The sequence below is a fragment of the Pseudoduganella sp. GW821-FHT12E03 genome (genome assembly GCF_058807115.1).
In genome coordinates, this window is the sequence record NZ_JBXAQJ010000004.1 from 25,203 (window position 1) to 50,466 (window position 25,264).

The following is a 25,264-nucleotide window of genomic DNA, read 5'->3' on the forward strand; positions in this document are numbered from 1 at the left end:
GTCGGTTTCCGCCTTGGCGGAAGCCGACACCGCCGCCGCAGAATTAGTTGTGATAAAAATATCGTTAATTTTTCATTGAGGATACATCCATGCAATTGGTCAAAACCACCCGAGATACGCTTCTCCGGCCACTGCAGATCGTGAGCGGTATTGTCGAGCGTCGGCACACTATGCCGATTCTGGCCAATATCCTCATCCGCAAGGACGGCGAAAGCGTATCGTTCCTGTCGACCGACACCGAAGTGCAGATCACCACGCACGCGGAAATCGGTTCCGGCGCTGACGTTACCGGCACCACCGTGGCCGCGCGCAAGCTGCTCGACATCCTGCGCGCGCTGCCGGAATCCGGCGACGTGACGATGACCCTGCTGAACAAGCGCCTGACGGTGCAAACCGGCAAATCGCGCTTCGCGCTGCAAACCCTGGCGGCCGAGGAATTCCCGACCGTGCAGCAAGCCGACAGCTACAACGCCTCGTTCTCGCTGCCGCAAAAAACCCTGAAGCACCTGTTCAACATGGTGCACTTCTCGATGGCGCAACAGGACATCCGTTACTACCTGAACGGCCTGCTGCTGGTGCTGGACGGCCAGAACGTGATCGCCGTGGCCACCGACGGCCACCGCCTGGCGTTCTGCCAGGTCGCGACCGAGCAGACCTTCGAGCGCCAGGAAGTCATCATCCCGCGCAAGACCATCATCGAACTGCAACGCCTGCTGGAAGAAAACGACGAACCGGTGCAACTGGACATCGCCGCCAACCAAGTGAAACTGACCTTCTCCGACATCGAACTGATTTCGAAACTGGTAGAAGGCAAGTTCCCTGACTACACGCGCGTAATCCCGAAGGGTTACAAGAACGACTTCACGATTTCGCGCGATGAGCTGCTGCGTTCCCTGCAGCGCGCCGCCATCATGACCAGCGATAAATTCAAAGGCGTGCGCTGCATCCTGGCGCCGGGCAGCCTGAAAATCAGCTCGACCAACGCGGACCAGGAAGAAGCCGTGGAAGAACTGGAAATCGATTACGGCGGCGACGCCATCGACATCGGTTTCAACGTGACGTACCTGCTGGACGTGCTGAACAACCTGAAGTGCGACCAGATCAACATCTCGCTGGGCGACTCGAATTCGTCGGCGCTGATTTCGATTCCTGAAAACCAGGACTTCAAGTACGTTGTGATGCCGATGCGGATTTAATATGCCCGCGTGCCGCGGGAAATAACGGCGGACGGCGGCTTCGTGGAAACCGCCCTACGAGACGCCGAATTCCCGTAGGGCGGCTTTTACAAAGCCGCCATGCCAGCAGCACCCAAGAATTAAACAGTTTCGCTATAGAGAAAGCAGTCCATGTCCGAAAGCCCTAACGAGAATCCCGTTCCAGCAGCACCAAAGGCGGAAGAATACGGCGCCGCATCGATCCAGATCCTGGAAGGACTGGAAGCAGTCCGCAAACGTCCAGGCATGTACATCGGTGACACTTCGGACGGCACCGGCCTGCACCACCTGGTGTTCGAAGTGCTGGACAACTCGATCGACGAATCGCTGGCCGGCCACTGCACGGAAATCCACGTCACGATCCACTCGGACAACTCGATTTCCATCACCGACAACGGCCGCGGCGTGCCGACCGGCCTGAAAATGGACGACAAGCACGAGCCGAAGCGCTCGGCTGCGGAAATCGTCATGACCGAACTGCACGCCGGCGGCAAGTTCGACCAGAACTCGTACAAAGTCTCCGGCGGCCTGCACGGCGTGGGTGTCTCTTGCGTGAACGCGCTGTCGAAATGCCTCAAACTGACCATTCGCCGCGACGGCAAAGTGCACTTCATGGAATTCGCGCGCGGCGTGCCGCAAAACCGCGAACTGGAAATGCGCGACGGCATTGCCGTGTCCCCGATCAAGGTGATCGGCGAGAGCGACAAGCGCGGCACCGACGTGCACTTCTGGGCCGACGAGGAAATCTTCACGCACGTGGAATTCCACTACGAAATCCTGGCCAAGCGGATCCGCGAACTGTCGTTCCTGAACAATGGCGTCAACATCAAGCTGACCGACCAGCGCACCGGCAAGGAAGAAGTCTTCGCCTTTGAAGGCGGCACGCGCGGCTTCGTTGAATACATCAACAAGGCCAAGACCGTGCTGCACCCGACCGTGTTCCAGGCCACCGGCGAACGCCAGTCGGACCAGAACACGACCATCTCGGTGGACGTGTCGATGCAATGGAACGACGCCTACAACGAGCAGGTGCTGTGCTTCACCAATAACATCCCGCAGCGCGACGGCGGCACCCACCTGACCGGCCTGCGCGCCGCGATGACGCGCGTGATCAACAAATACATCGACGAGAACGACTTCGCCAAGAAGGCGAAAGTGGAAATCTCGGGCGACGACATGCGCGAAGGCCTGACCTGCGTGCTGTCCGTGAAAGTGCCGGAACCAAAATTCTCGTCGCAGACCAAGGACAAGCTGGTGTCGTCCGAAGTGCGCGGCCCGGTGGAAGAAATCGTCGCGAAAACGCTGACGGACTTCCTGCAGGAAAAGCCGAACGACGCCAAGATCATTTGCGGCAAGATCGTGGAAGCCGCGCGTGCCCGTGAAGCGGCCCGCAAGGCGCGCGACCTGACCCGCCGCAAAGGCGTGATGGACGGCCTGGGCCTGTCGGCCAAGCTGGCCGATTGCCAAGAGAAGGATCCCGCCCTGTCCGAACTGTACATCGTCGAGGGTGACTCCGCGGGCGGCTCCGCCAAGCAAGGCCGCGACCGTAAGTTCCAGGCGATCTTGCCTCTCCGAGGCAAGGTTTTGAACGTGGAAAAGGCGCGCTTTGAAAAGATGCTGTCGTCCGAACAGATCACGACCCTGATCGCGACGCTCGGCACCTCGATCGGGCCGGACGAATTCAACCCCGATAAGCTGCGTTACCACCGCATCATCATCATGACCGACGCGGACGTCGACGGCGCCCACATCCGCACCCTGCTGCTGACGTTGTTCTACCGCCAGATGCCGCAGCTGGTGGAACGTGGCCACATCTACATTGCACAGCCGCCGCTGTACAAGGTCAAGGCCGGCCGCGATGAGCGCTACCTGAAAGATGACACGGAAGAAGCGAGCTACATGATGACGGTGGCGCTGAACACCGCCGCGCTGACGCCGCGCGAAGGCGCGGACATCATCCAGGGCGAGCAGTTGGGCGAACTGGCGCGCCAGTACAACCTGGCCAACGCCATCATGACGCGCCTGACCCGCGTGATCGACCGCGCCGCGCTGACCGCCATCATGACCGGTGTGACCTTGAACCTGGACACCATTGACAATGCCAACGCCTCGGCGCGCGCGATGGAAGAGCGTATCGGTGATACGGCCGTGAAGGTGTCGGTGCGTTCGGATGAATTGTCCGAGAAACATATGCTGTGGATCGAGCGCATGCATCACGGTAACGTGAAAGTGTCGGCGATCGACGCGGACTTCGTGCAAAGCGCGGACTATCGCGTGCTGGCCGCCGCCGCCGCCACCTTTGAAGGCTTGATCGGCGAAGGCGCCGTGATCCGCCGCGGCGAAGGCGAGCGCACCAAGGATTCGGCCGTGGTGGACTTCCACCACGCGATGCAGTGGCTGCGCGACGAAGCGGAACGCGTGGTGTCCAAGCAGCGCTATAAAGGTCTGGGCGAGATGAATCCTTCGCAGCTGTGGGAAACCACGATGGACCCGACCGTGCGCCGCCTGCTGAAGGTGCAGATCGAAGACGCGATTGCCGCCGACCAGATCTTCACGACGTTGATGGGTGACGACGTGGAACCACGCCGTAACTTCATCGAGGCCAACGCACTGCGTGCTGGCAACATCGACGTTTAAAACTTCTTGACACAGGAAGTCAAAAAGCCAACCCTCGTTGCTGAAGGTTGGCTTTTTTTATGGAATAAATCGCGACATCGACTCGTAGGGCGGTTATGCGCAGCATAGCCGCCATGCCAGCAACCCAATACACAAACAGCAACCACATCATTCGGAAAAGGCTTTCGACTTGAACACTGCGCTTCCCACGCACCGCGATCCCAGGCGAATGAGCGCCGCGCTGGCGCTGTCGCTGGTGTTCCATGCGATGCTGTTAAGCGTGACGTTCGGCGGCTCGACTTTCGGATTGCCCGGCCTGCACTTGCCATGGAAAGAGCGGCGGCTGGGCGCCGATGATTTGCGGATCGTGCTGGCCCCCACCGTGCGCCCGGCGCCAGCACCGGTCGAACCGCCTGCCATGGAAAGCCATGCCGCGTCCGAGCTCACATCCCCGCCTCCGGCCGCAGTTCCGCCCCCATCACCACCAATTGCCGCCGCACCGCTTCCCGCCCCGGCCATAACGCGGCCGGAAGTTGCTTTGCCCGTCACGCCCGCCACCCCGCCACCGGCGTCCCCTGCGTTTGCGGTGACACCCAGCATGCCCGCCGTGCCGAAGGTGGAAGCACCGGCCGCTGACAAAGCTGCCGAGCAGGAAGCACGGGACAAGACGGTCGAACTGGCCAGGGTCGAGCGTGAAAAACAGGAAGCGGAAAAGGAAAAACAGCGGCAGGCGGAATTGATTACCTCCATGCGCGAAGCGGCGCGGCAGGAAGATGTGCGGCGGGAAGCGCTGCGGGTGGAACAGGCAAGGCAAGCCGAGCAGGCGCGGCAGGAAGCCGCCAGGATGGAGCTGGAACGGGCCCAGATGGCGCAACAGGAACTGGACCGCGCGCAAGCTGCCCGCCAGGAAGCTGAACGCCAGAAGCTGGCCCGGCAAGAGGAGTTGCGCAGGGAAGCGCTGCGGCAGGAACAGGCAAGACAAGCCGAGCAGGCACAGCAGCTTGCCGCACGGCAGGAGCGGGAACGGGCCGAAGCGGCACGGCAGGAAGCCGACCGCCAGAAGCTTGCGCGGCAGGACGAGTTGCGCCGGGAGGTGCTGCGGCAGGAGCAGGCCAAACAGGCGGAGCAAGCCCGCCAGGACGCGGCCCGGCAAGAACTGGAACGGGCGGAACTGGCGCGTAAGGACACAGACCGTAAGGAGGCTTTGCGGCAGGAACAGGCGAAGCAGGCGCTGGCTGAAGCTACACGGCAAGAGGTAGCCAAGCAGGAAGCCGCGCGGCAGGAGGCTGTGCGGCAGGAAGCCGCAAGGCAAGAGAGCGCAAAGCAGGATGCGGCGCGACAAAAGCTTGAGCTGGCGCAGCGTGAAAAGGCCGAGCGGGAGGCCGAACGCGAAGAACGGTTGCGCGCGATTGGCCGGCAACTCAATGAAGAAGCCGCGCAGCGCGATGCGGCACTGAACAACCCGTCGCGCTCCGCGCTGCCATCGGCCAGCAACCAGCGCCGTGGCTGGCTGTTAGGGCGCGCCGACCAGAATGCCGATTTGGTGCTCTACGCGGAGGCCATGGCCAAGAAAATTGAGATGAGCATGGCGTTCAATGCAGTGCGTGAGGTGGTGAAACAGCGGCATGTGTGGCCGGTGGTCACCGTGGCAGTCCGCGCTGATGGGTCGGTGGAGAAGGTGACGTTTGTGACGTCTAGTGGGGTGCCGGCGATTGATGAGGCTGTCCGGAAGATTGTGGCTGGGCAGGCGCCGTATGGGGTGTTTCCGCCGGGGTTGGCGCGGCAGTTTGATGTGATTGAGATTCGGAGGACTTGGGTGATGGATTCGGGGGTGAAGTTGCAGTAACCTACATGGAATAGCCCAGTCGGCTGTGGTAGACTTCGCACTCTGCGATGCAAAAGCTACACGACAAGTTTGTGCGGCGCGCCCCTTACATTGCGTATAAATATCTAGGAATTATGACTCCAACCCAGTTTGGAAGATTACCTGGAACCTGTAATTACCATCACCGAAAGTCCACGTCAAAATACGGCAAATGCTGATCAAATCTGAAGGAACAGCTATATGTGGCCGCACAGAATTTTTGCAAGGTTATCAATGCGTATCTAGCGAGATATATTAATTCCCCATATAAAAAGCGACCAGCACGTCGCTTTTTTAAATTGGCAGAGCCCACCTTCCACTCGCTAGTTTAGCACTTAAGAAACAATGCAAAAAATTATTGACCTATTCGCTGGAGCTGGCGGAATAAGTTTAGGTGCCGCAAGAGCAGGTTTTCATGTTGCCGCTGCAGTTGAGCTAGATCCCTTTGCAGTTCAAACTCATGTAAAAAACTTTCCTAACTCAATCCATTTAGCTCAGGACGTTTCATCTCTAAGTGGGCAAGATCTTTTTAAATTATCAAATGTAAAGCCAGGAGAACTTTCTGGGTTAGTCGGCGGGCCACCTTGCCAGGGATTCAGCGCAATAGGAAAACGCGATGTATCAGACATTAGAAATAACTTGTTTGATCATTTTTTCAGGTTGGTGTCTGAAACTCAGCCTTCGTTTTTTTTGGCAGAAAATGTACCAGGCATCCTTGATGCGCAATATGATGAAATACGAAATGCCGCATTTTCCCGAATTGATTCAAACGTTTACCATCTCCTCCCTCCAATAGAAGTAAAAGCTAGTTTATATGGAGCTCCAACAATCCGTACTAGAATTTTCTTTTTTGGGTACGCAAGGAATAAGTTTCGCGGCGAGTTTTCTTTAGAGACTTTTTCTCCTCCCCCTGCAACTCAACCAATTGTAGTAAAAACAGCATTGCATGGATTACCGAGCGAAATCGATCCGCTATGGATCACTGACCAATTAGGTTGGAGACCAATTGAGGACATTGGCGATGGAATATTTTTTGACCGTATTACAAATCTAGTTCCCGATGGGGTTGGTGATCAAGCTTCGCTTGAGCGCTACTTTGGTTATGGTGAAGTTTCAGGGTGCATGGGAACTCGCCATACAGCAGAGGTAGAAGAGAGATTTAGACGACTCAAGCAAGGTGAAGTCGATAGAATATCCAGAGCTCAAAGACTTGATCCGGACGGTTTTTGCCCTACCTTACGAGCGGGAACTGCAAAAGATAAAGGTAGCTTTCAAGCTGTGCGCCCTATTCATTTTACCAGCCCCAGAGTCATCACTCCGAGGGAAGCAGCTAGATTACAGGGATTTCCGGACTGGTTCACATTTCACGAAACGAAATGGCATAGCTTCCGGCAAATCGGCAATAGCGTTAGTCCTATTGTTTCTGAAGAGATATTTAGGATAATCGCCAGCCAGCTAGCTTGACTGGAGCATGATAATAAACAAAGAAAAAGCCCCAGCAGGGGCTTTTTTTGTTACATTTGGTTAGATTTTAGAATTTTGCATTTGATAAAATGGATGCCGGCAAGAAATTATTAACTTGGAAGTGTTAAATGAAAACTGCACCCAACGAAGCTGATGCGTTTCCGGCAAAGCGTTTTTTTGTCGATATGCTGGTACGTGATATCGAATTGCAAGATGCAATTCTTGACCTCTTGGACAACTGTGTTGATGGGGCAATGCGCACTAATTCTGTCCCCGTGGGTAGTGACAAACCCTACAAGGGATTTGAAGCACATATAAATTTTGACCAAGATCAGTTCACTATTGAAGATAACTGTGGCGGCATTCCAACAGATTTAGCAAAGACTTACGCATTCCGACTTGGGCGAGCTGATATAGATAGGGATGTAGACTTACCGACTGTTGGAGTATATGGAATAGGCATGAAACGAGCTGTATTTAAGCTTGGGAAACGCACTGAAGTACAAAGCTACACCAAAGATAGTGGGTTTACGCTGACAATTACTCCTGAATGGCTTGAAGATGATGATGACTGGAAGCTACCTTTAGAAGAAAAACCCGACCCCGATATAAGAATTGGCACTAAAATTTCGGTAAGCGAACTCCGCGACGGTATCCCAAGGATATTTTCTAACGAAACTGACTTTGAAAAAACTCTCAAATCAGCCATTTCTTCTTATTATGGACATATAATCGAGAAAGGTTTTTCTGTCTATGTTAATGGAGAGAAAATAGTTCCCATCAAAGTATTTCTTTATTCGGAAGTTTCAGATAAAGATAGTATTCAACCTTATCTTTTTACAGGTGAATTTGATGGCGTAAAGGTTGCGGTAACCATTGGTCTCTACCGCCCACTCCCAAAGGAGGAAGAGGAGGATGCAGCTCTTCAAGGACGACCCTCTTCAGAAAAAGCGGGGATCACTGTAGTCTGCAATGATCGTGTAGTGCTCTATGCGGACAAAACCAGAGTAACAGGATGGGGTGAAGCAACTGTTCCCAGTTATCATACTCAATTCATTTCTATAGCTGGCACCGTAGTATTCAATTGCAATGATGCGAGAAAGCTTCCTGTGACAACCACAAAGAGAGGAATCGACGGAAATTCCGAAGTTTATCTTTTTGTTAAAGAATTCATCCGGGAAGGATTGAAAGTTTTTACAGATTTTACCAACAAATGGAAGAGATCCTTAAAGGAACTTTCTTCGATTCAACCACACCTCGCAACAATTAGCCCAGAAAAGGCTCACTCTGCATTAGCGGCAGAAAAATGGTCTACTGTTACACGTGGGCTCGGTGGAAAAAAATTTAAGCCCAACCTCCCACTTCCAAAGGAAGAAGATCCGCTTCGCCAGATAAAATTCTCACGACTCCAAAGTGAAATAAGTGAGGTGGCCGCATACCTGTTTGATGACCCTAGTGTATCTGCCAGCGATATCGGTGCAAAGTGCTTTGATGACACTTTAGAAAAGGCTAGAAAATGAGCGCAGGAAGCAGCATCCCGTACCATCTTCGGCAAAATAAAGCTATTGAGAGATCGCTTTTTATAGATTTACTCTCCAGGTTGGCTAGATATCGCAACATTTCGGATTACACATATATTGGTTTCGGTGGACCGTTCCTAGAAGATTTTAAACTCATTCATAGCATTCTAAGAATAAAATCAATGATATCGATTGAGTCTGACAAGAATGTCGCACGTCGTCAGGCTTTTAACCGCCCGCTTTCATGCATCGAAATAAGAAATGAGAACAGCGGTGATTTTTTAACAAACTATACATTTACAAATCCTAGCATTGTTTGGTTAGATTATGCAATTCCAAGCATGATGGCGGATCAACTCGCTGAAACTCAATCATTAATATCAAAACTTACAGCAGGTGATATATTCAAAATTACGCTTAATGCGAGCCCAGAACCATTAGGAAAGCCAAAGAATGGAGCGGACCTAAAAGCATTTAGAGCGGAGGAGGCCGCTCGTAGACTTGCCGGCTATGGCCCATCAGTAATTGACCCGGATCGCGTCACGACAGCAAAATATCCATCAGTACTTCTTGAGGCTATCTATAGTGCGTGCAAACGTGGCGTTGAAAGCGATAGAAGGCTTTATGTTCAACCGCTAAGCTCATTTATTTATAAAGATGGTCAGCAAATGATTACTGCTACTGGAATGATATTAAATCATGCAGAGAAGCAACCTTTTCTATCATCTACACGAATCGAACATTGGCCTTATAAAAATTTTGAGTGGAATTCTCCTCTCTCAATAAGCATCCCTGATCTTTCAGCTAAAGAACGCCTATATATAGAATCACTGCTACCAGACGGGGAACCAGAAGATATTCGAAAATCGTTAGGCTATTTCGTCGGAAACGATGAAAAAGAGGCAAACGAACTGCTGAATAATTTCTTAATTTATTATAGATTATCCCCTCAGTTTTCAAAAATTTCATTCTAAGAAAAAATTGTATTTCAGCCTAAATTTCTGGGGGCAGCTTTGGCGGACCCAGAAATTTTTTTATGAATTCTAGTGTTACATCAAAATTCCTTAGCGTGCATTGCCAGATTACGAAAACTTCCCACCCTTGCGCTTCCAGTGAAAATATTATATTCTCGTCGCGGCGTCTATTTGCATCAATCTTATCTTTCCAAAAATCAATTTTTGTCTTTGGCAAACCAGCATACTTACATCCGAAATGCTCGTGCCAAAAACAGCCGTGGATAAACAATATTTTTCTTCTTTTTGTGAATACTAAATCAGGCTTTCCAAGGAGAGATTTTTCATGAACTTTAAAGCGATAACCCAGAGCATGCAATGCCTTTCTCACCAGCAATTCAGGCTTTGTGTTCGCACTTTTTACCCTTGACATTAGCCAACTGCGCTTTTCTTTCGTCACGTGATCAGTCATATTTCCCCGAAATAAAAACCATTGGAAATCGTATGATCTCATTTAAAAAATATTTTTCTAGCTATCAGTTTTTAAATTTCGCATCATGAGATAATTAAGCCACTCCCGCCATTTCTTAATACGGCATCGACTTATCTTTGCATTTTCTTGCGCGAAACTTTCTTAGGAAAGGCATGTCATTGCGCGAATGAACAGTTAGGGAAATTTGATATATAGAAATTAAATATATAAAGTTTCCTAGGAATCATGCTATTTCCAAAACTACATTCATCGGCGCCGTTCCAGAATGTTCAAGATAGTTTACCTGACCAAAATAAACGAACGGCGCCGCTTTCCCACTCTGTAGCTTGTGCTCTCGAACGAATAAATGAATTGAAAATTCATGCGCCTTATGCCCTATTAGCTGCCGCCCCTTTGAACTGTTCGGGGTGGTTGAATTCTGACTCTGCCAATAAAACGTCGACTCATCAATCCAATGGTCAACATATCTATGCTGCGCCTCCTTGCCCTGTTTGTTGAATGTCACTAATAGAACATGCGTCTTCTTTGTATTTAGCACCACGTGACCGACGTTCCACAAGCCCGCATTGAATACCTCACCGAACAATGTAGGAATATCCTCCCGCTTAAAACTGTTTCCCACAGCCATCTCTAACGGCTCGACCACGGCCTTCAGCCGCGCCAAAGTCCGCATATTCTCACTGGCAGGCATATCACCATAACTCGGATTCTGCGCATGCAGCACATACCCTTCAGCTGTCTTCAGCACCGTCCGCAGCAAATACTCGTTCCCTTCCCCATCGCCACTATCCCGTTCAATAGCCACAGTGCTACCGGTCAACGATCCCGCATTGGTTGGAGAAATCCGCTCCAACAGCAGAAAGTCGCCATCTTTGATCGGTGACTTTCCGCCATCCATCGAGCTGCCACTCGCCCGTGCGATAAAGTGTCGCGCCGGATCTAGATGGCCATAGCTTGGCCCCAGCGTTCGATGTTCAGCCTCCTCGGCAGAACTCTCTCTGAAATGTCCGCATGCGATCTTCAGCGACGAGAAATACGGAATTTGTATGCCGTTGACTACGGGTGATTTCGGCACAAACGGCAACACGGTTGCCGAGCTCGCAATCCGAGCGTCATACTGGGCCAATCGCAGATCGATTAGTTCCTTGATCATGGATTCAAGCGACGACCGCGACTCCTCGGCAACACCAAACTTAGGCTGGAACACTTTGTTGGCGACTTCGAAATAGATGCGCTCCGATTTGCTCTTTCGGTTCCCGCCGATCCACGCATTGATTGGATTGCCTTTCCAGTAGGTCGTCCAAGACTGCTCCGCGCCACTTGGCAACCTGCGCATATCATCCGGCAGCTCATGCTGTAAATTCGGCCGTCGCTGATAGACTTCCCAGGATCGTTCACACAGCGCCTTCACCGATGGTGGTGTACTAAACCCATCCAGCTCAACCAGCGCTTCAAGCAAGATCATTTTAAAAGCCCGCGTCATCGCGGTTACTTCCACTTCACGGAGAAGGTCGGCATGACTTTGCGTGACGGCCGACTCATGCTCGCTTAGATCACCCATCGCCGCCACCAACTGGAACCAGCCGCCGTATTGCTGACGCACGGCTTGGATACTCGCACCGGCACGATAGAACTCGACGGCCGTTGGACGCCGACCAAGACACTGCTTCAGCGCGTCATATTCGCTTGAGACGCCTTCACTGTCGAGTGACTTCAGGAAGTCCAGCAAGCGAAGGTCGAAGTTCACATAGCACCCCTCCGGTAACTGCAATCTGCCGGCTTCCGCCTTGCGCGCGAAGCTCGCCAGCTCCTTATAGGTAGCACCAGCTTGAAAAAGCGCCTGCGGCTTGTGCAAGAAACTGCTGTGATTACCAATGAAATCCAGCACCACCAGGTGTTTCTTCGACGGATGCTTTCTAAGACCACGGCCAAGCTGTTGCAAAAACAGGATCTTGGACTCGGTTGGTCGTAGCATCATCACCGTATCGAGCGCCGGCAAATCCATCCCCTCGTTGAACAAGTCCACGGAGAAGACAACTTCAAGCCGACCATCGGTCAGCCGCTCAAGCGCATCGGCACGGCTAAGGTCAGAGCCAGAATAGACTGCGGCGCACTGTGCGCCGGCAGCCTTGAATTGCGCGGCCATAAAGTCAGCGTGTGCCTTTGACACACAGAATGCCAAGGTCCGTGTTTGCTTGTGCTGCCGCCACTCCTTTAACGCATGACGAGCACGCGCCAGCGTAGCCAATTTGTTCGATAACTGGTCCGGATCGAATTTGCCGTTACGCCAAGGGATTTCCGCGTAGTTCACCTCGGCGTCGAAAATACCGTAATAATGGAATGGCACCAGGAGCTGCTGCTGTACGCCATCGAAAAGTCCGCGCGAATAGACCAAATTGTCGTCGCAAAGCGAGAGGATGTCCGACTGATCCGTACGGTCTGGTGTCGCCGTCAATCCCAGTAAAAAGCGCGGCGCGAAGTAATTGAGCACGCGCCGATATGTCGTGGCAGAAGCGTGGTGAAATTCGTCGACAACGATGTAATCAAAATGCTGCGGGGCGAACCGCTCCAGGTGGGCGTTTTTCCCCAGCGTTTGCACAGAGGCGCACAGCACGTCCACTTCCACGTCGCGCGTTTTACCCATGTAGTAGCCGACACGCATATCAGGGCGAATCCGCAGGAAGGTTTCAGCAGCTTGGTTCAGTATCTCTTCACGGTGAGCGACGAACAACACGCGCCGGGCGCCTATTCTGGCGACGTCGAACGCTGCCAGCCATGTTTTCCCTAATCCCGTCGCAAGTACGACAACGCCGCGTCGATAGCCTTGCTCGCGAGAGGCGGCCAATGCTTCCAATGCCTCGACCTGAATGGACGATGGCTCCGGTGGCGGTTCGACCTCGCTGGTGCCAGGTGCGACTGACTTCAGCAGTTGCACACGTCGTCGTTCGTACTGTTCAATCCACGCATCGGTCAATGGAATGCTACGCCGGTCGGAAAACAGCGCATCGAACTTCGCTTTTGCCTCGAGATAACCTGCTTCGGGATGATCCGAGCGCAAATTCCACTCCAGACCACTTTGCAACGCTTGCCGACTAATGTTGCTGGAACCGATGAAGGCCATACCTTCTGGATTTCCGCCAGCTAAGCCGGAAAAAATATAAGCCTTCAAATGGAAGCTCGATCCAGCCGATTCGTACACTTTCACTTGCGCGCCCTGCTCCTGCGCAAGCATCAACAGCCGCAGCGCCTCCGGATCGGTAACGCCCAAATAGTCGCTGGTGAGGATTCGAATCTTGGCCGGGCCGTTTTCACGTTCACTTTCTGCTAGCGCGCCCTGCAAATCCGGCATGAGCAGGCGCAAGCCGGTCGCCATTACAAAAGCGACGGCCAAGTCGATCTCGCCGGCCTTGTTCAAGCCAGCACACAGATGGGGAAGAAATGGGTCGGTCCCACCTGTAATAAGGCGCTTGTCGGGACGTGTCACCCGTGTCGCCAATACGTTGAGCCATTGCTCGGCGCGGCCGGGCCGCTGGTCCGCAGTAATCCAGCACGTAATTTCCCGAAGTTCCGGGAAGCCAGTACACCAAGTACGCACTTCGGCTTCTGTGGCATCGGTGAAGTCGCGGCCATTGTCATGGCGGTCACCAGTGCCCAGCTTAAAACTCATGTAGAACACGCCGCCGGGCTTCAAAGCATTCCAGCAGCGCGCAAGCACATCGGCCATCTCCACACGTTGCACATGTAGAAGACTGGCGCATGCCCAAATGCCGTCATAGCGTTCGAGTTCGGATATGGCGTCAAAGGTAGATACCTGCACGTCGATGCCGGTGTGGTCCGCCGCCAGCTTGGCCAGCGCTTCACATCCGTCGAATGCCGATACCTGATATCCCCGGCCCAGAAAACAATGCGCATCGCGCCCCGAACCACACCCTGCGTCCAATATATGACCGCCAGCCGGTACCAATGCCAGGAAGCGATCCCATAACGGCGACATGTCCACCCCGACGGTGCTGGAAAAGAAGCTGGCGGCGTTGTCGTTGTAGTAGCTGAGTGAACTGGGCATAGCGGCAAAGGTGTTGATATTTATCAAACATCTTACCCGACATTGCCATGGAGAACTACCGGAAGTTAAACGCGCGACTACCGTGCATATTGCCGAGTTGCCATGGGATTAGCCTGGGCACTGACGACTGGCAATTTCACCCGTCCTCCCTGCCAAGAACAGCGTGACGCGCGCCATCAAGTCCGGCTCCGCCAACTCACACTCCCACAACGTAAACACCTCCCACCCCGCCTCCCGCAGCGCCACCACATTCCGCCGATCCCGCTCCCGGTTCCCAAGCAGTTTCGTTTGCCAAAAGTCCACCCGCGATTTCGGCATCCGCGCCGCCGCACACCCCTCGTGCATGTGCCAAAAACAGCCGTGCACAAAGATCACTTTCTTCCGCCCCGCAAACACCAGATCCGGCTTCCCGGGCAAGCTGGCCACATGCAATCGATAGCGAAAGCCAGCCTGGTGGATCAGGCGGCGAACCAGCATTTCGGGCCGGGTATCCTTGCCCCGCACGCGCGACATGATTTCGCTGCGCAGGGCTGGCGTAATCGAATCGACCATGAGCCGCCTCCAATAAGCGCTTCTTCCCAAGCATAGCAAACGCCATACGAGTTGATCTCGCTCAATGGTGCGGCAAAAGGCTCGTGCGGAAAGTAGTAAAAATGTCAAAACTCCGCATTGCCCGGCAATTGAATACTGTACAAATAACCAGTAAAATACCCATCAACAGCCTTACATCGCGCGCAACGCTTGCTTTATACTGCTCGGTTCGCTCGCGCCGGTTCACGACAATGTCGGGTCGGCAACATGTCTCGTCACACTCGTATCACAAGCTTTGCGGAAGATAACCATGTCACTCCATTCAATCGAACTGTTCGCCGGCGCTGGTGGCCTGGCTCTGGGCTTTTCGGAGCATGGGGTCGGCCATCGGGCGGTGGTGGAATGGAATCCGCACGCGTGCCAAACCCTGCGTAACAACAAGCGCAAGAAAGTCGCGCCCATCGCGCACTGGCCGGATGTCACCGAAGGCGACGTCCGTGATTTCAGCTACAACCCCTATCGTGATCTCGACCTGGTTACCGGCGGCCCACCATGCCAGCCGTTTTCCATGGGCGGCAAGCACGGCGGCTTCCTCGACGTGCGCGACATGTTTCCGCAAGCAATCCGCGCGGTGCGCGAAACGCGGCCACGTGCCTTCGTGTTCGAGAACGTGCAAGGGTTGAAACGGGAAGCCTTCGCGGATTACCTGCGTTATATCCTGCTGCAACTCGAATTCCCGTCCGCACTGGCCAAGCCGGGAGAAGAATGGCTGCGTCACTTGGCCCGCCTGGAACAGCACAAGGCCAAGGGTGCACCCAGCGAATACCAGGTCACTTGGCGCTTGGTGAATGCCGCGAATTACGGCGTGCCACAAAAACGCATGCGGATTTTTATCACCGGCTTCCGCGCGGATATCGACGCGCCATTCACTTTCCCAGCCCCCACGCACAGCCAGGATGCCCTGCTGCTGTCGCAATGGGGCACCGGCGAATACTGGGATCGTCATCGCGTCGCCCAGCGCCATCGTCCGGCGGCGCCGGAAGGGATCGAGAAAAAGGTGCGCAGCCTGCTGGCCAAAGATCCCGCGCAACTGCTGCTGCCTTGGGAAACCGTCAGGGACGCGATCGCGGATTTACCGGACCCGGAAGCCAGGCCCGACGTGGAACTGGTGCAGGCGCATCGCTTCCAACCCGGGGCACGCAGCTATCCGGGCCACACCGGCAGCCCACTCGATGAACCCGCCAAGGCCTTGAAGGCCGGTGACCATGGCGTGCCGGGTGGTGAAAACATGCTGCGCCGCCCGGACGGTTCGATCCGGTATTTCACCGTGCGCGAATCGGCACGGATTCAAACCTTCCCGGACACCTTCATTTTCGAGGGTTCATGGTCGGAAACCATGCGCCAGCTCGGCAACGCCGTGCCGGTGCGGTTGGCGTCGGTGGTGGCCGGCGCTGTTTGCGCGCACCTGCGCGCCGCGGAAGAGGCGCAACCCTTGCGCGCCACGGCATAGGTCATTCAAGCCGCCGCGCGGCTCAGGGAAGCAGTTCCTCTCCGTGAGGATAGTGCTTGGTGGTTTTGTATAGCACCATGCCGTAGCTGATAATCGCCCCTTTCCATCCCTCTCCCAGCGCGCTCACCGCCGCTTGCAGCAATTGGCGGGCGGCGCGGCTCTCGCTGCCGACCGCGACTTCCTGGGCTAACGCCTCCTCCGGCACGTCGTAGCGGAACACATACGGCAATTGCGCCTTCATGGTGCTCAGCAAAGTCCCGAGCGTAACGGTCCCGATCCCTTCCACCAGTTCGACCGGGAAGTCATCGATGATCGGATGGTTCCGGTCGAATTTCCCTGGTTTCGTTGTGTCCCGCTCTTTGCCGGGGTCTTTGGGGCCGAATCCGGCGCCATTCCACATCTCGGCGTGCTCGGCCTTGAACATGGTGATCAGCAGATCCTCGTTGGCGGCGGTCCCCATGCTTTTATCCAGCAGCAGCGCCTTGTAACCGATGGCATCGGGAGCGATGCCACGTCGCCCGCTCAACTTCGTCAAATGCTGGGATAGCCGATCGCTGACGTTGTTGGCCTTGCCGACATACACCGGCACGCCATTGTGGTGAATGACGTAAACACCTTGATGGGTCCCGCAGCTTTGCTGATACTGCTGCAGGTCGAGCAATGTGCCAGTATTCAGCTCCGACTCGGGAAGCGCTTCGAGCATCTCTTTGAGCTGCTTGGAAACAGTGCTCAAAAAATCAAACGTGTACAGTGCGTGCAAAGGGTTTCCTTGAGACAATTTAGATCATCTTGCATGCTACCGCAGTACACCACGATCGAGAAGGCCCGATGGCGCGACAGCAGGATCGCCACATCCACGATGCTCGATAAAACCCAGCTTACTCATATCCACAGGAAATAAACCATGATCAGCGGCGCCCTCGCCTTCCTGCTAGCCGGCTACCTCGGCCTCTGGCCAGTTCCCATTGAACCAGCCGCCTGGCAATCCCCCACCGCCCCCGGCTACACCGGCCCCCACGCCGAAAACCACAAACTCACCACCCCACAAAAAATCCCCCTCCAAGGCGAATCCGGCCCAGAACACATCACCCTCGGCCCTGACCGCCACCTGTACATCTCCGTCCTCAGCGGCCGCATCCTGCGCCTGTCCCCGGACGGCAGCCAACAACACGGCTACGCCGACACCGGTGGCCGCCCCTTGGGCACCGCCTTCGACGCCAGCGGCAACCTGATCGTCGCCGACGCCTATAAAGGCCTGCTGTCGATTACGCCCGATGGCACCGTCACCGTCCTGGCCAACACCGTCACACCAGAAGACCCGATCCGCTTCGCCGACGCCGTCACCATCGCCCGCGACGGCACCATTTATTTCACCGACGCCTCCCGGCGCTTTGCCCCAGGAGACCACGGCGGCACCAACAACGCCGCCATCCTCGACGTGCTGGAACAGTCGGCGACAGGAAGAGTCCTGGCTTATTTTCCCGCCACGAGACAAGTGCGCGTGGTGGCCAACGGCCTCAGCTTCGCCAACGGCATCGCCTTGAGCAGCGACGAACACACCCTGTTCGTCAACGAAAGCGCGCGTTACCGCGTCTGGAAGATCGCGGCCAGCGCCGAAGCCATCGACGTGCAGCAGCCGTCGCCGCAAGCCCAGGTCCTGCTGGATAACCTGCCCGGCTACCCGGACAACCTGACGCGCGGACTCGATGGCAAGATCTGGCTCGGCCTGGCCGGCATGCGCGACGGCCTGGACGCCATGGCGCCCTACCCTGCCCTGCGCAAGGTCGTGTGGCGCGTGCCGCAAGCGCTGTGGGTCCGGCCCAAAAACTATGGCCACGTGATCGCATTCACGGAAGACGGCGCCATCGTAGCGGATTTGCAGGACCCGACCGGCAATTCACCCGTCACGACAGGCGTCACCGAGACAACCAACCGCCTTTACATCCACAACGTTACCGGACAGGAATTGGGCTGGCTGGAGAAGTAACATACATTTCAGACATCAATCTCTCATTCAGGAAAATGCCATCGATAGCTTTCATATCCATAAGTTTTGCCTACTTTATGTGGCATCCGTTATTCCAATTACTCAAAATGCCACATAAAATTTGCAAATTAATGGAATTTGGCTACGATATATAGCATGCCAAAATCCACTCTCTCAGCCTTCCCATCCACACTGAAGCAGCTTGCCGCGCTCGGTGAACGGCTACGTCTTGCCCGCATGCGGCGTCAATTGCAGACTGAACTGTTTGCGGAGCGTGTGGGTGTTTCGAGGGAAACCTTACGCCGCATTGAAAAAGGCGACCCGTCTGTCGCCATCGGGACGTATTTGCGGGCACTGCGCGTGCTGGGCCTGGACCGCGATATAGATGCACTTGCAAGCGATGATGTGTTCGGCCGGAAACTGCAAGACCTTGCGCTGGCTCGCCCGAAACCGCGCGGCAAAAGCGCAGCGCGGGAAAGTGACATCCATGAGCAAGACTAACCGCACAGCGTACGAAGTCCATCTGGACGCCAGCGACTTGGGCGTATGCCAGCGTGTCGGCACTTTGTATCGCCATGACACGCGCACCGATTTTCCCGCTTCATTCGAATATGACAAAACCTGGCTGAAGAGCGGCCAAGTTTTCATGCTGGACCCACGCCTGGAACTCTGGACCGGTGAACAGCATCCCCCCAGCAGCGCACCTGCGTTCGGCATTTTCATGGATTCGGCGCCGGACCGCTGGGGGCGCGTCCTGATGGAGCGCCGTGAAGCGGCCGCCGCTGAACGGGAAGGCAGGCGGATGCGGCTTCTGCAAGCGACTGATTTCCTGTTCGGTGTATTTGATCACACACGGATGGGCGGCCTGCGTTTTCGCTTGGCAGACGGGCCGTTTCTCGACGCCAGCCCTTATGCCGCCCCACCTGCCAGCGATCTGAAAGAACTGGCTTACATCAGCCGCCGGGTGGAAGAACCGGGAATTGAAAAACTGCCTGAGTATGAGCGTTGGCTGGCCATGCTGGTCGCCCCCGGATCGTCGCTTGGTGGCGCACGCCCAAAAGCCAACTTCACGGACGACGATAAGCGCCTGTGGATTGCCAAGTTCCCCGCGCATGATGACCGCTATGACGTTGGAGGCTGGGAGTACACCGTGCACATGCTGGCCACCAAGGCAGGCATCGTAACGCCGAAGTCCAGGCTGGAAAAGCTCACGGACCGCTATGGCACGTTTTGCGCAGCACGCTTCGACCGAATGGGCGACAAGCGCCGCATGTATGCATCCGCAATGACGCTGCTTGAACGGCAGGATGGAGAAGCCGGCGCCAGCTATCTGGACCTGGCGGAATTCATCGCCGATCACGGGGCAAGAAACCACATCGCAGAAGACCTGACTCAGTTATTTCGCAGGATGCTGTTCAATGTGATGGTTGGCAATCGCGACGACCACCTGCGCAACCACGGATTCATTCGTGAACCGAGCGGCTGGCGACTCTCCCCGGCGTTTGACATGAATCCCAGCCTGGCCAAGGCCGAACATGCACTCACCCTGGACGGAGCGAGCACCACACCGTCCCTGGACAATGCCATGTCAACCGCAGAGCTGTATCGACTGACGACGAGTCAGGCCAATGCAATCTTGTCAGAAGTACGTTCCGCGTTGACGCAATGGCGTGACGAAGGGGATCGGATCGGCTTGCCATCTATTGAAATCAAACGCATGGAAGCAGTGATTCAAGCCTAAGTCATCACTATAGATAGTGTATCCACAAGACAAATATCGGAATTTCAGAAATTAATGGGAATAAGCATGGACACGTCCAAACTGAGCGCGCTCGAACTGGCCAACGCCCTGGCGCAAGTGCCCGCCGTGCAGGTGATGAAGGATATGGCCGATGTCGGCATGCAGGTGCGTGCCCACCGCAAGCAGCAAAAGCTGCGCATCGACGACGCGGCGGCATTGATCGGCGTGTCCGTCGACCTGTTCTCGCGGCTGGAAAACGGCGCGGGCGGCATCCGCACCGACAAGCTGCTGACGGTGCTCGATAACCTGGGACTGGTGATGATCATCGCCCCCAAGGACCACGATTACGTGAAGCGGCTGCCGCGCGACAAAGTGTTTGACACCTACGGCAAGTAGCCAGCGACCAGGGGGCGGGCGCGGGCCCCGTATAAAACCCGCCACTCATCCGCCATCCCGACCGTTCGCCACGCCCCTCCACCGTTCATCCCACTCCACTCGCCCCACCCGCCCGCAAGTCCTACCCTCCCGGCTAGCCACCATCAACCGGAACCGAGGACTTGCCATGCTGACCCTGCGCAACCTGCACAAAACCTACGCCAACGGCGTGCACGCCACCAACGACATTTCGCTCGATATCCCGACCGGGTTATTCGGCTTGCTGGGCCCGAACGGGGCCGGCAAGTCGTCGCTGATGCGCACCATCGCCACCCTGCAAACGCCCGACAGCGGCAGCATCCACTTCGACGGCGTCGATGTGCTCAAAGACCCGCAGGCGCTGCGCCGCCAGCTGGGGTATCTGCCGCAAGACTTCGGCGTCTACCCCAAGGTGTCCGCGCTGGAGTTGCTGAACCACTTCGCGGTCTTGAAGGGCATTACGCAGCGAGGGGAACGCAAGGAGATGGTGGAAGGCCTGCTGCAACAGACCAACCTGTGGGAAGCCCGCCACCGCGCGGTGCACGCGTATTCCGGCGGCATGCGCCAGCGCTTCGGGATCGCGCAGGCGCTGCTGGGAGCGCCGCGGCTGGTGATTGTCGATGAACCCACGGCGGGCCTGGACCCGGATGAACGCAACCGCTTCCTCAACCTGCTGGCGCGCATCGGCGAACAGGTGGTCGTCATCCTGTCGACCCACATCGTCGAAGACGTGACGGATTTGTGCCCGCGCATGGCGATGATCGCGGCGGGACGGGTGCTGGTGGCGGGCGAACCGCAAACCGCCATCGACACCCTGAAGGACAGCGTGTGGCGCCGCAGCGTCAGCGACGCCGCGCTGGCCGACTACCAGCAGCGCTACACGGTGCTGTCATCGCGCCTGGTGGGTGGCAAGCCGCAGATCAAGGTGTATTCCACCACGCAGCCGGGCGACGGCTTTGCGCGCGTCGAGCCGGACCTGGAAGACGTGTACTTCCTCAAACTGCGCGCGGCGGCGTAAGGAGCACGGCATGTGGACTGAATTCTTCCGTTTTGACCTGCGCTACCAGCTGCGCCAGCCCTTGCTGTGGATCGTCGCGCTGGCGCTGATGCTGATTGCCGGGCTCTCGGCCGGCAGCGACGCGGCGCGCATCGGCGGCGCCATCGGCAACGCGTATTTCAACGCGCCGGTGGTGATCGCCCGCCAGCTCGGCATCCTGAGCGTGGCGGCCATGTTCCTGGTCACGGTGTTCATTGCCGGCGCCGTGCTGCGCGACAGCGACGCCGGCATCGCCGACCTGCTGTTCGCCACCCCGATGCGCAAGCTCGATTACCTGCTAGGCCGTTTTTTGGCCGGCCTGTGCGCGTGCCTGCTGGTCTTCGGCCTGGTCACCGTGGCGATGATGGCCGGCGCCGGCCTGTCCGGGGCCGACGCCAGCCGCATGGGCCCATTCGAGCTGGCGCCGTACACCTGGAGCTTCTTCGTGCTGGTGCTGCCCAATTTGCTGTTCGTGGCCGCGCTGTTGCTGCTGCTGGCGGCCGTCACCCGCTCGATGATCATGGTGTACGTCGGGGTGCTGGCCTTCATGGTGCTGTGGTCCGCCGCGGGCTTCCTGGCGCAGCGCCAGGACAGCGCGCTGGTTGCCGCCCTGCTCGACCCGTTCGCGCTGCGCGCCCTGGCGCTGGCCACGCGCTATTTCACCAGCGCCGACACCAACACCCGCCTGCCCGAACTGACCGGCGCCCTGCTGGCCAACCGCGCGCTGTGGACGGTCGTCGCACTGGGCATGCTGGCGGCCACGGTGGCGCTGTTCAAGCCGCAGCGGGCCGGCACCGGGTCGCAAAGCGCATTGGCGCGCCATGCCGCAAGCGTGCGCCGCGCACTGGCAACGACGCTGCCGCAAGCATTGGCACGGGCGCTGGGCAAGCCATTGCAGCCGTCCCAGGCATCGTCATTGGCGCCGTCAATGCCGCCTTCGCTGGCCGGTGCGTTGTCGCCTCTGGCGGCACCACCAGAATCACTGGCGACGCCCCCGGCGCAGCCATGGACGCAGGCCGCCCTGCCCGCGCGGCCAAGCGTCCCATCGCACGGCGGCGCAGCCAGGACGGCCAGTATCGCCGCACACCCGGCGCACCGCATCGCCCCCCGCTTCACCAGCGCCACCGCCTGGGCCCAGTGCTGGAGCATGCTGTGCCTGGACACCCGGGGCATCCTGCGCAGCATGCCGTTCCTGGTGATGCTGTTGCTGGGCGTGGCGAACTTTATCGTCAACTACCTGGTCGGCGGCATGCGCTTCGACAGCACGCCATATCCGCTGACGCGCGTGATGCTGCTGGAACTCGACGGCGGCCTGAATTTCGTCCTGGCGCTGGTGCTGCTGTTTTACAGCGGTGAACTGGTGTTCAAGGACCGGCAAGCGCGTATCGATGCGGTGGCGGACGCGCTGCCGGTGGCCGGCTGGGTGCCGCTGCTGGCCAAGGCCGGCGCGCTGGTGGCGGTGGTGCTGGCGTTCCTGTGCGTCGGCATTCCGGTGGCGGTGGCGATCCAGGCCATCAAGGGCGGCGTGCCGTTCGAGCCGCTGCTATACCTGCAAGGCACGCTGATTGCCTCGGTCTGGTATGTGCTGGTCGCAGTGGCGCTGCTGGCGTTGCACACTGTGGCCGCCAACAAATATGCGGGCTATGCGCTCGGCATCGCGCTGCTGGGGTCAGGCCGCGTGCTGCAGGGACTGGACATCGACCATCACCTGGCCAGCTACGCGTCGATGCCAACCCTGGTGTACTCCGACATGAACGGCTATGGCCACTATGTCGCGGGCTGGAGCTGGTTTGCGCTGTATTGGAGCCTGTTTGCCTGCGCACTGCTGCTGGTGGCGCAAGGGTTCTGGTCGCGCGGCCTGCAGCCGGCCTGGCGCCAGCGCTTTGTCCGCGCCATGACGGCGCTGCGCGGCAAGGCCGGGGTGGCGCTGGCGCTGTGCCTGGGCGCCTGGGCCGCGTGCGGCGGCTGGATTGTCTACAACACCAATGTGCTCAACACGCACCTCTCCGCCACCGCCATGCTCGACCTGCGCGCGGACTATGAAAAAGCCTGGCGCGGCACCCTGGCGCGGCCGCATCCGCGCATGACCAGCGTGCGCGCCCAGGTCGACATTTTCCCGGAACAGCGCCGCGTCGCCATCCAGGGCCGCTACATCCTGCAAAACAAGAGCGCGCAGCCACTCGATACGCTGCACATCCAGCGCAGTCTGGGTCCTGAAGGCGGCACCCAGTCGCACGTGGAAACCGTCATCAGCGGGTTGCCGCGCCATGCGGTCACCCGCGACGACCCGCGCTTCGGCGTGCAGTTGATCAAACTGGCCGAACCGCTGGCGCCCGGTGCCAAACTGGCGCTCGACTTTACGGTACAAGTCAGCCATCCCGGTTTCACCAATCACGGCAAGCCCTCGCCCATCAATGAAAACGGCACGCTGTTCGCGTTCGACGAATATTTCCCCCAGTTCGGCTACAACCAGTCGGTGGAGATCGAAGACCGCAACGAGCGCCGCGCACGCGGCCTCGGTGAGCCGCACCGCAGCCCGCAACTGGACGATCGCGCGGCACAGCAGGAAAACTTCTGGAAGCTGTACGGCATCCATGCCGACCTGGTGGACTTCGAAGCGACGGTGTCCACCAGCGCCGGCCAGACCGCAGTGGCGCCCGGCACGCTGCAGCGCAGCTGGGAAGCAGACGGCCGCCGCTACTTCCACTACAAGCTGGAACAGCCCGCGCTGCCGTTCTTCTCGTTCCAGTCGGCGCGCTGGGAAGTCAAGCAGGCCGAGTGGAACGGCGTGCCGATCCGCGTGTATTACGACCGCAAGCACCCGTACAACGTCGACAGCATGATTGCTGGCGCCCAGGCCGCGCTGGCGTACTACACCACCCACTTCGGGCCGTATCCGCACAAGGAAGTGCGCATCCTGGAAACGCCGCTGTACCAGAGCTATGCGCGCAGCTTCCCGATGACGATCCCGTTCTCGGAATCGCTGGGCTTTATCAACGACCTGCGCGATCCTGACAACGTCGACCACGTGTTTTACGTCACGGCGCACGAAGTGGCGCACCAGTGGTGGGGCGACCAGGCGATTGCCGCCAATGTGCAGGGCAGCGCCATGGTGACGGAGTCGCTGGCCGAATATGCCGCGTTGATGGCGACCGAACACCGCTTCGGCGCGGACAAGGTGCGCCGCATCCTGCGCTGGGACCTCGACGAATACCTGCGCGGACGCGGCGCGGAACAGGTGGAAGAACAGCCGCTGATGCGCGTTGAAGGACAGGTCTATGTCCAGTACCGCAAAGGCAGCCTGGCGTTTTACCGCTTAAAAGAGGAAATCGGCGAAGCGGCGGTCAACCGGGCGCTCAAGCGCTTCCTCGACGACAAGCGTTACCAGACCTCGCCTTACGTCACCAGCCGCGACTTGCTTGGCTACCTCCGCGCGGAGACCCCGCGCGACAAGCAGCAACTGGTGACGGATTTGTTTGAACGGATCGTGGTGTATGACAACCGGGTGCTGGCGGCGGGGGCGGTGCAGCGCAAGGATGGCAAGTGGGATGTAACCATGCAGGTCAGCCTGGCCAAGCTGGCGGCCGATGGCAAGGGGACGGAGCGGGCGCAGGCTTATGACGAGCCGGTGGAGGTGGCCGTGTATGCCGAGGGTGCCGCGGACAAGGGCCGCTTGCTGTACCGGGGGCGGCATGTGCTGGCGGGTGGGGTGTCCAGCGTGGCTGTCACGGTGGAGGCACAACCTGGCGCGGCGGGGCTTGATCCTGACGGGTTGCTGATTGACCGGAATGTGGCGGATAACCGGCGCAAGGTGGAGTTGGGGGCAATGGCTCGTTGACGTTTGACCGGCACTGCGGT

17 protein-coding genes are annotated in these 25,264 nt (G+C 57.3%); 13 read left to right on the forward strand and 4 right to left on the reverse strand.

The features are described from left to right. Nucleotides 1-89: 89 nt before the first annotated feature. From dnaN to AC1RRC_RS11205, 6 genes are all read left to right on the forward strand, one after another. The gene (dnaN, locus tag AC1RRC_RS11180) at nucleotides 90-1,196 is read left to right on the forward strand and encodes a DNA polymerase III subunit beta (protein WP_493055541.1); all 1,107 of its coding nucleotides are present in this window, start codon (nucleotides 90-92) and stop codon (nucleotides 1,194-1,196) included. 150 nt (nucleotides 1,197-1,346) lie between these two features. Further along, entirely contained in the window at nucleotides 1,347-3,851 is a 2,505-nt protein-coding gene (gene gyrB / locus AC1RRC_RS11185) for a DNA topoisomerase (ATP-hydrolyzing) subunit B (RefSeq protein ID WP_493055542.1), read from the forward strand. A gap of 208 nt (nucleotides 3,852-4,059) precedes the next feature. Next, a complete protein-coding gene (locus tag AC1RRC_RS11190) occupies nucleotides 4,060-5,676 on the forward strand; it encodes a TonB C-terminal domain-containing protein (RefSeq protein ID WP_493055543.1) in 1,617 nt (538 codons plus the stop codon). Nucleotides 5,677-6,039: 363 nt separating this feature from the next. Next, complete coding sequence (locus AC1RRC_RS11195; RefSeq protein WP_493055544.1) at nucleotides 6,040-7,158, forward strand: DNA cytosine methyltransferase; 1,119 nt, start codon at nucleotides 6,040-6,042, stop codon at nucleotides 7,156-7,158. 128 nt (nucleotides 7,159-7,286) lie between these two features. Further along, complete coding sequence (locus AC1RRC_RS11200) at nucleotides 7,287-8,678, forward strand: ATP-binding protein (protein ID WP_493055545.1); 1,392 nt, start codon at nucleotides 7,287-7,289, stop codon at nucleotides 8,676-8,678. Then, nucleotides 8,675-9,652, forward strand: coding sequence for an O-methyltransferase (locus tag AC1RRC_RS11205; protein ID WP_493055546.1), 978 nt, complete (start codon nucleotides 8,675-8,677; stop codon nucleotides 9,650-9,652). Before AC1RRC_RS11200 ends, AC1RRC_RS11205 begins: the two co-directional genes overlap by 4 nt. 19 nt (nucleotides 9,653-9,671) lie before the next feature. Here AC1RRC_RS11205 and AC1RRC_RS11210 read toward each other — a convergent pair whose 3' ends face one another. From AC1RRC_RS11210 to AC1RRC_RS11220, 3 genes are all read right to left on the reverse strand, one after another. Continuing rightward, nucleotides 9,672-10,103: a very short patch repair endonuclease gene (locus AC1RRC_RS11210; protein ID WP_493055547.1), complete on the reverse strand. Its 432-nt coding sequence runs from the start codon at nucleotides 10,101-10,103 to the stop codon at nucleotides 9,672-9,674. Nucleotides 10,104-10,347: 244 nt separating this feature from the next. Then, nucleotides 10,348-14,214 (reverse strand): DUF3427 domain-containing protein, encoded by a 3,867-nt coding sequence (locus AC1RRC_RS11215; protein WP_493055548.1) that lies wholly within the window; start codon nucleotides 14,212-14,214, stop codon nucleotides 10,348-10,350. 81 nt (nucleotides 14,215-14,295) lie between these two features. Further along, the gene (locus tag AC1RRC_RS11220) at nucleotides 14,296-14,739 is read right to left on the reverse strand and encodes a very short patch repair endonuclease (RefSeq protein WP_493055549.1); all 444 of its coding nucleotides are present in this window, start codon (nucleotides 14,737-14,739) and stop codon (nucleotides 14,296-14,298) included. A gap of 289 nt (nucleotides 14,740-15,028) precedes the next feature. Between AC1RRC_RS11220 and AC1RRC_RS11225 the strand changes: the two genes are divergently transcribed. Then, nucleotides 15,029-16,228: a DNA cytosine methyltransferase gene (locus tag AC1RRC_RS11225; protein ID WP_493055550.1), complete on the forward strand. Its 1,200-nt coding sequence runs from the start codon at nucleotides 15,029-15,031 to the stop codon at nucleotides 16,226-16,228. Nucleotides 16,229-16,250: 22 nt separating this feature from the next. On the opposite strand, the gene AC1RRC_RS11230 is transcribed toward AC1RRC_RS11225, so the two are convergent. Beyond that, nucleotides 16,251-16,988 (reverse strand): GIY-YIG nuclease family protein, encoded by a 738-nt coding sequence (locus AC1RRC_RS11230; RefSeq protein ID WP_493055551.1) that lies wholly within the window; start codon nucleotides 16,986-16,988, stop codon nucleotides 16,251-16,253. A 144-nt stretch (nucleotides 16,989-17,132) separates the two neighbouring features. Here AC1RRC_RS11230 and AC1RRC_RS11235 point away from each other — a divergent pair, with 144 nt between their 5' ends. The 6 genes from AC1RRC_RS11235 to AC1RRC_RS11260 all read left to right on the forward strand — a co-directional run bounded on the left by AC1RRC_RS11235 (nucleotide 17,133) and on the right by AC1RRC_RS11260 (nucleotide 25,244). Next, nucleotides 17,133-18,215 carry an SMP-30/gluconolactonase/LRE family protein gene (locus AC1RRC_RS11235; RefSeq protein WP_493055552.1) on the forward strand — a complete coding sequence of 361 codons (1,083 nt, stop codon included), beginning with the start codon at nucleotides 17,133-17,135 and terminating at the stop codon, nucleotides 18,213-18,215. A gap of 156 nt (nucleotides 18,216-18,371) precedes the next feature. Next, complete coding sequence (locus tag AC1RRC_RS11240) at nucleotides 18,372-18,716, forward strand: helix-turn-helix transcriptional regulator (protein WP_493055553.1); 345 nt, start codon at nucleotides 18,372-18,374, stop codon at nucleotides 18,714-18,716. After that, nucleotides 18,703-19,956 carry a type II toxin-antitoxin system HipA family toxin gene (locus AC1RRC_RS11245; RefSeq protein WP_493055554.1) on the forward strand — a complete coding sequence of 418 codons (1,254 nt, stop codon included), beginning with the start codon at nucleotides 18,703-18,705 and terminating at the stop codon, nucleotides 19,954-19,956. Before AC1RRC_RS11240 ends, AC1RRC_RS11245 begins: the two co-directional genes overlap by 14 nt. A 66-nt stretch (nucleotides 19,957-20,022) precedes the next feature. Continuing rightward, on the forward strand, nucleotides 20,023-20,352 hold the full coding sequence (locus AC1RRC_RS11250; protein WP_493055555.1) for a helix-turn-helix domain-containing protein: 330 nt from the start codon (nucleotides 20,023-20,025) through the stop codon (nucleotides 20,350-20,352). Between the two features lie 166 nt (nucleotides 20,353-20,518). Continuing rightward, complete coding sequence (locus tag AC1RRC_RS11255; RefSeq protein WP_493055556.1) at nucleotides 20,519-21,388, forward strand: ABC transporter ATP-binding protein; 870 nt, start codon at nucleotides 20,519-20,521, stop codon at nucleotides 21,386-21,388. Nucleotides 21,389-21,398: 10 nt separating this feature from the next. Beyond that, nucleotides 21,399-25,244: an ABC transporter permease/M1 family aminopeptidase gene (locus AC1RRC_RS11260; protein WP_493055557.1), complete on the forward strand. Its 3,846-nt coding sequence runs from the start codon at nucleotides 21,399-21,401 to the stop codon at nucleotides 25,242-25,244. The last annotated feature ends 20 nt before the right edge of the window (nucleotides 25,245-25,264 follow it).

Coding starts and splice junctions, on each gene's coding strand:
- dnaN (WP_493055541.1), top strand. CDS start 90: ATGCAATTGGTCAAAACCACCCGAGATACGCTTCTCCGGCCACTGCAG.
- gyrB (WP_493055542.1), top strand. CDS start 1,347: ATGTCCGAAAGCCCTAACGAGAATCCCGTTCCAGCAGCACCAAAGGCG.
- AC1RRC_RS11190 (WP_493055543.1), top strand. CDS start 4,060: ATGAGCGCCGCGCTGGCGCTGTCGCTGGTGTTCCATGCGATGCTGTTA.
- AC1RRC_RS11195 (WP_493055544.1), top strand. CDS start 6,040: ATGCAAAAAATTATTGACCTATTCGCTGGAGCTGGCGGAATAAGTTTA.
- AC1RRC_RS11200 (WP_493055545.1), top strand. CDS start 7,287: ATGAAAACTGCACCCAACGAAGCTGATGCGTTTCCGGCAAAGCGTTTT.
- AC1RRC_RS11205 (WP_493055546.1), top strand. CDS start 8,675: ATGAGCGCAGGAAGCAGCATCCCGTACCATCTTCGGCAAAATAAAGCT.
- AC1RRC_RS11210 (WP_493055547.1), bottom strand. CDS start 10,103: ATGACTGATCACGTGACGAAAGAAAAGCGCAGTTGGCTAATGTCAAGG.
- AC1RRC_RS11220 (WP_493055549.1), bottom strand. CDS start 14,739: ATGGTCGATTCGATTACGCCAGCCCTGCGCAGCGAAATCATGTCGCGC.
- AC1RRC_RS11225 (WP_493055550.1), top strand. CDS start 15,029: ATGTCACTCCATTCAATCGAACTGTTCGCCGGCGCTGGTGGCCTGGCT.
- AC1RRC_RS11235 (WP_493055552.1), top strand. CDS start 17,133: ATGATCAGCGGCGCCCTCGCCTTCCTGCTAGCCGGCTACCTCGGCCTC.
- AC1RRC_RS11240 (WP_493055553.1), top strand. CDS start 18,372: ATGCCAAAATCCACTCTCTCAGCCTTCCCATCCACACTGAAGCAGCTT.
- AC1RRC_RS11245 (WP_493055554.1), top strand. CDS start 18,703: ATGAGCAAGACTAACCGCACAGCGTACGAAGTCCATCTGGACGCCAGC.
- AC1RRC_RS11250 (WP_493055555.1), top strand. CDS start 20,023: ATGGACACGTCCAAACTGAGCGCGCTCGAACTGGCCAACGCCCTGGCG.
- AC1RRC_RS11255 (WP_493055556.1), top strand. CDS start 20,519: ATGCTGACCCTGCGCAACCTGCACAAAACCTACGCCAACGGCGTGCAC.
- AC1RRC_RS11260 (WP_493055557.1), top strand. CDS start 21,399: ATGTGGACTGAATTCTTCCGTTTTGACCTGCGCTACCAGCTGCGCCAG.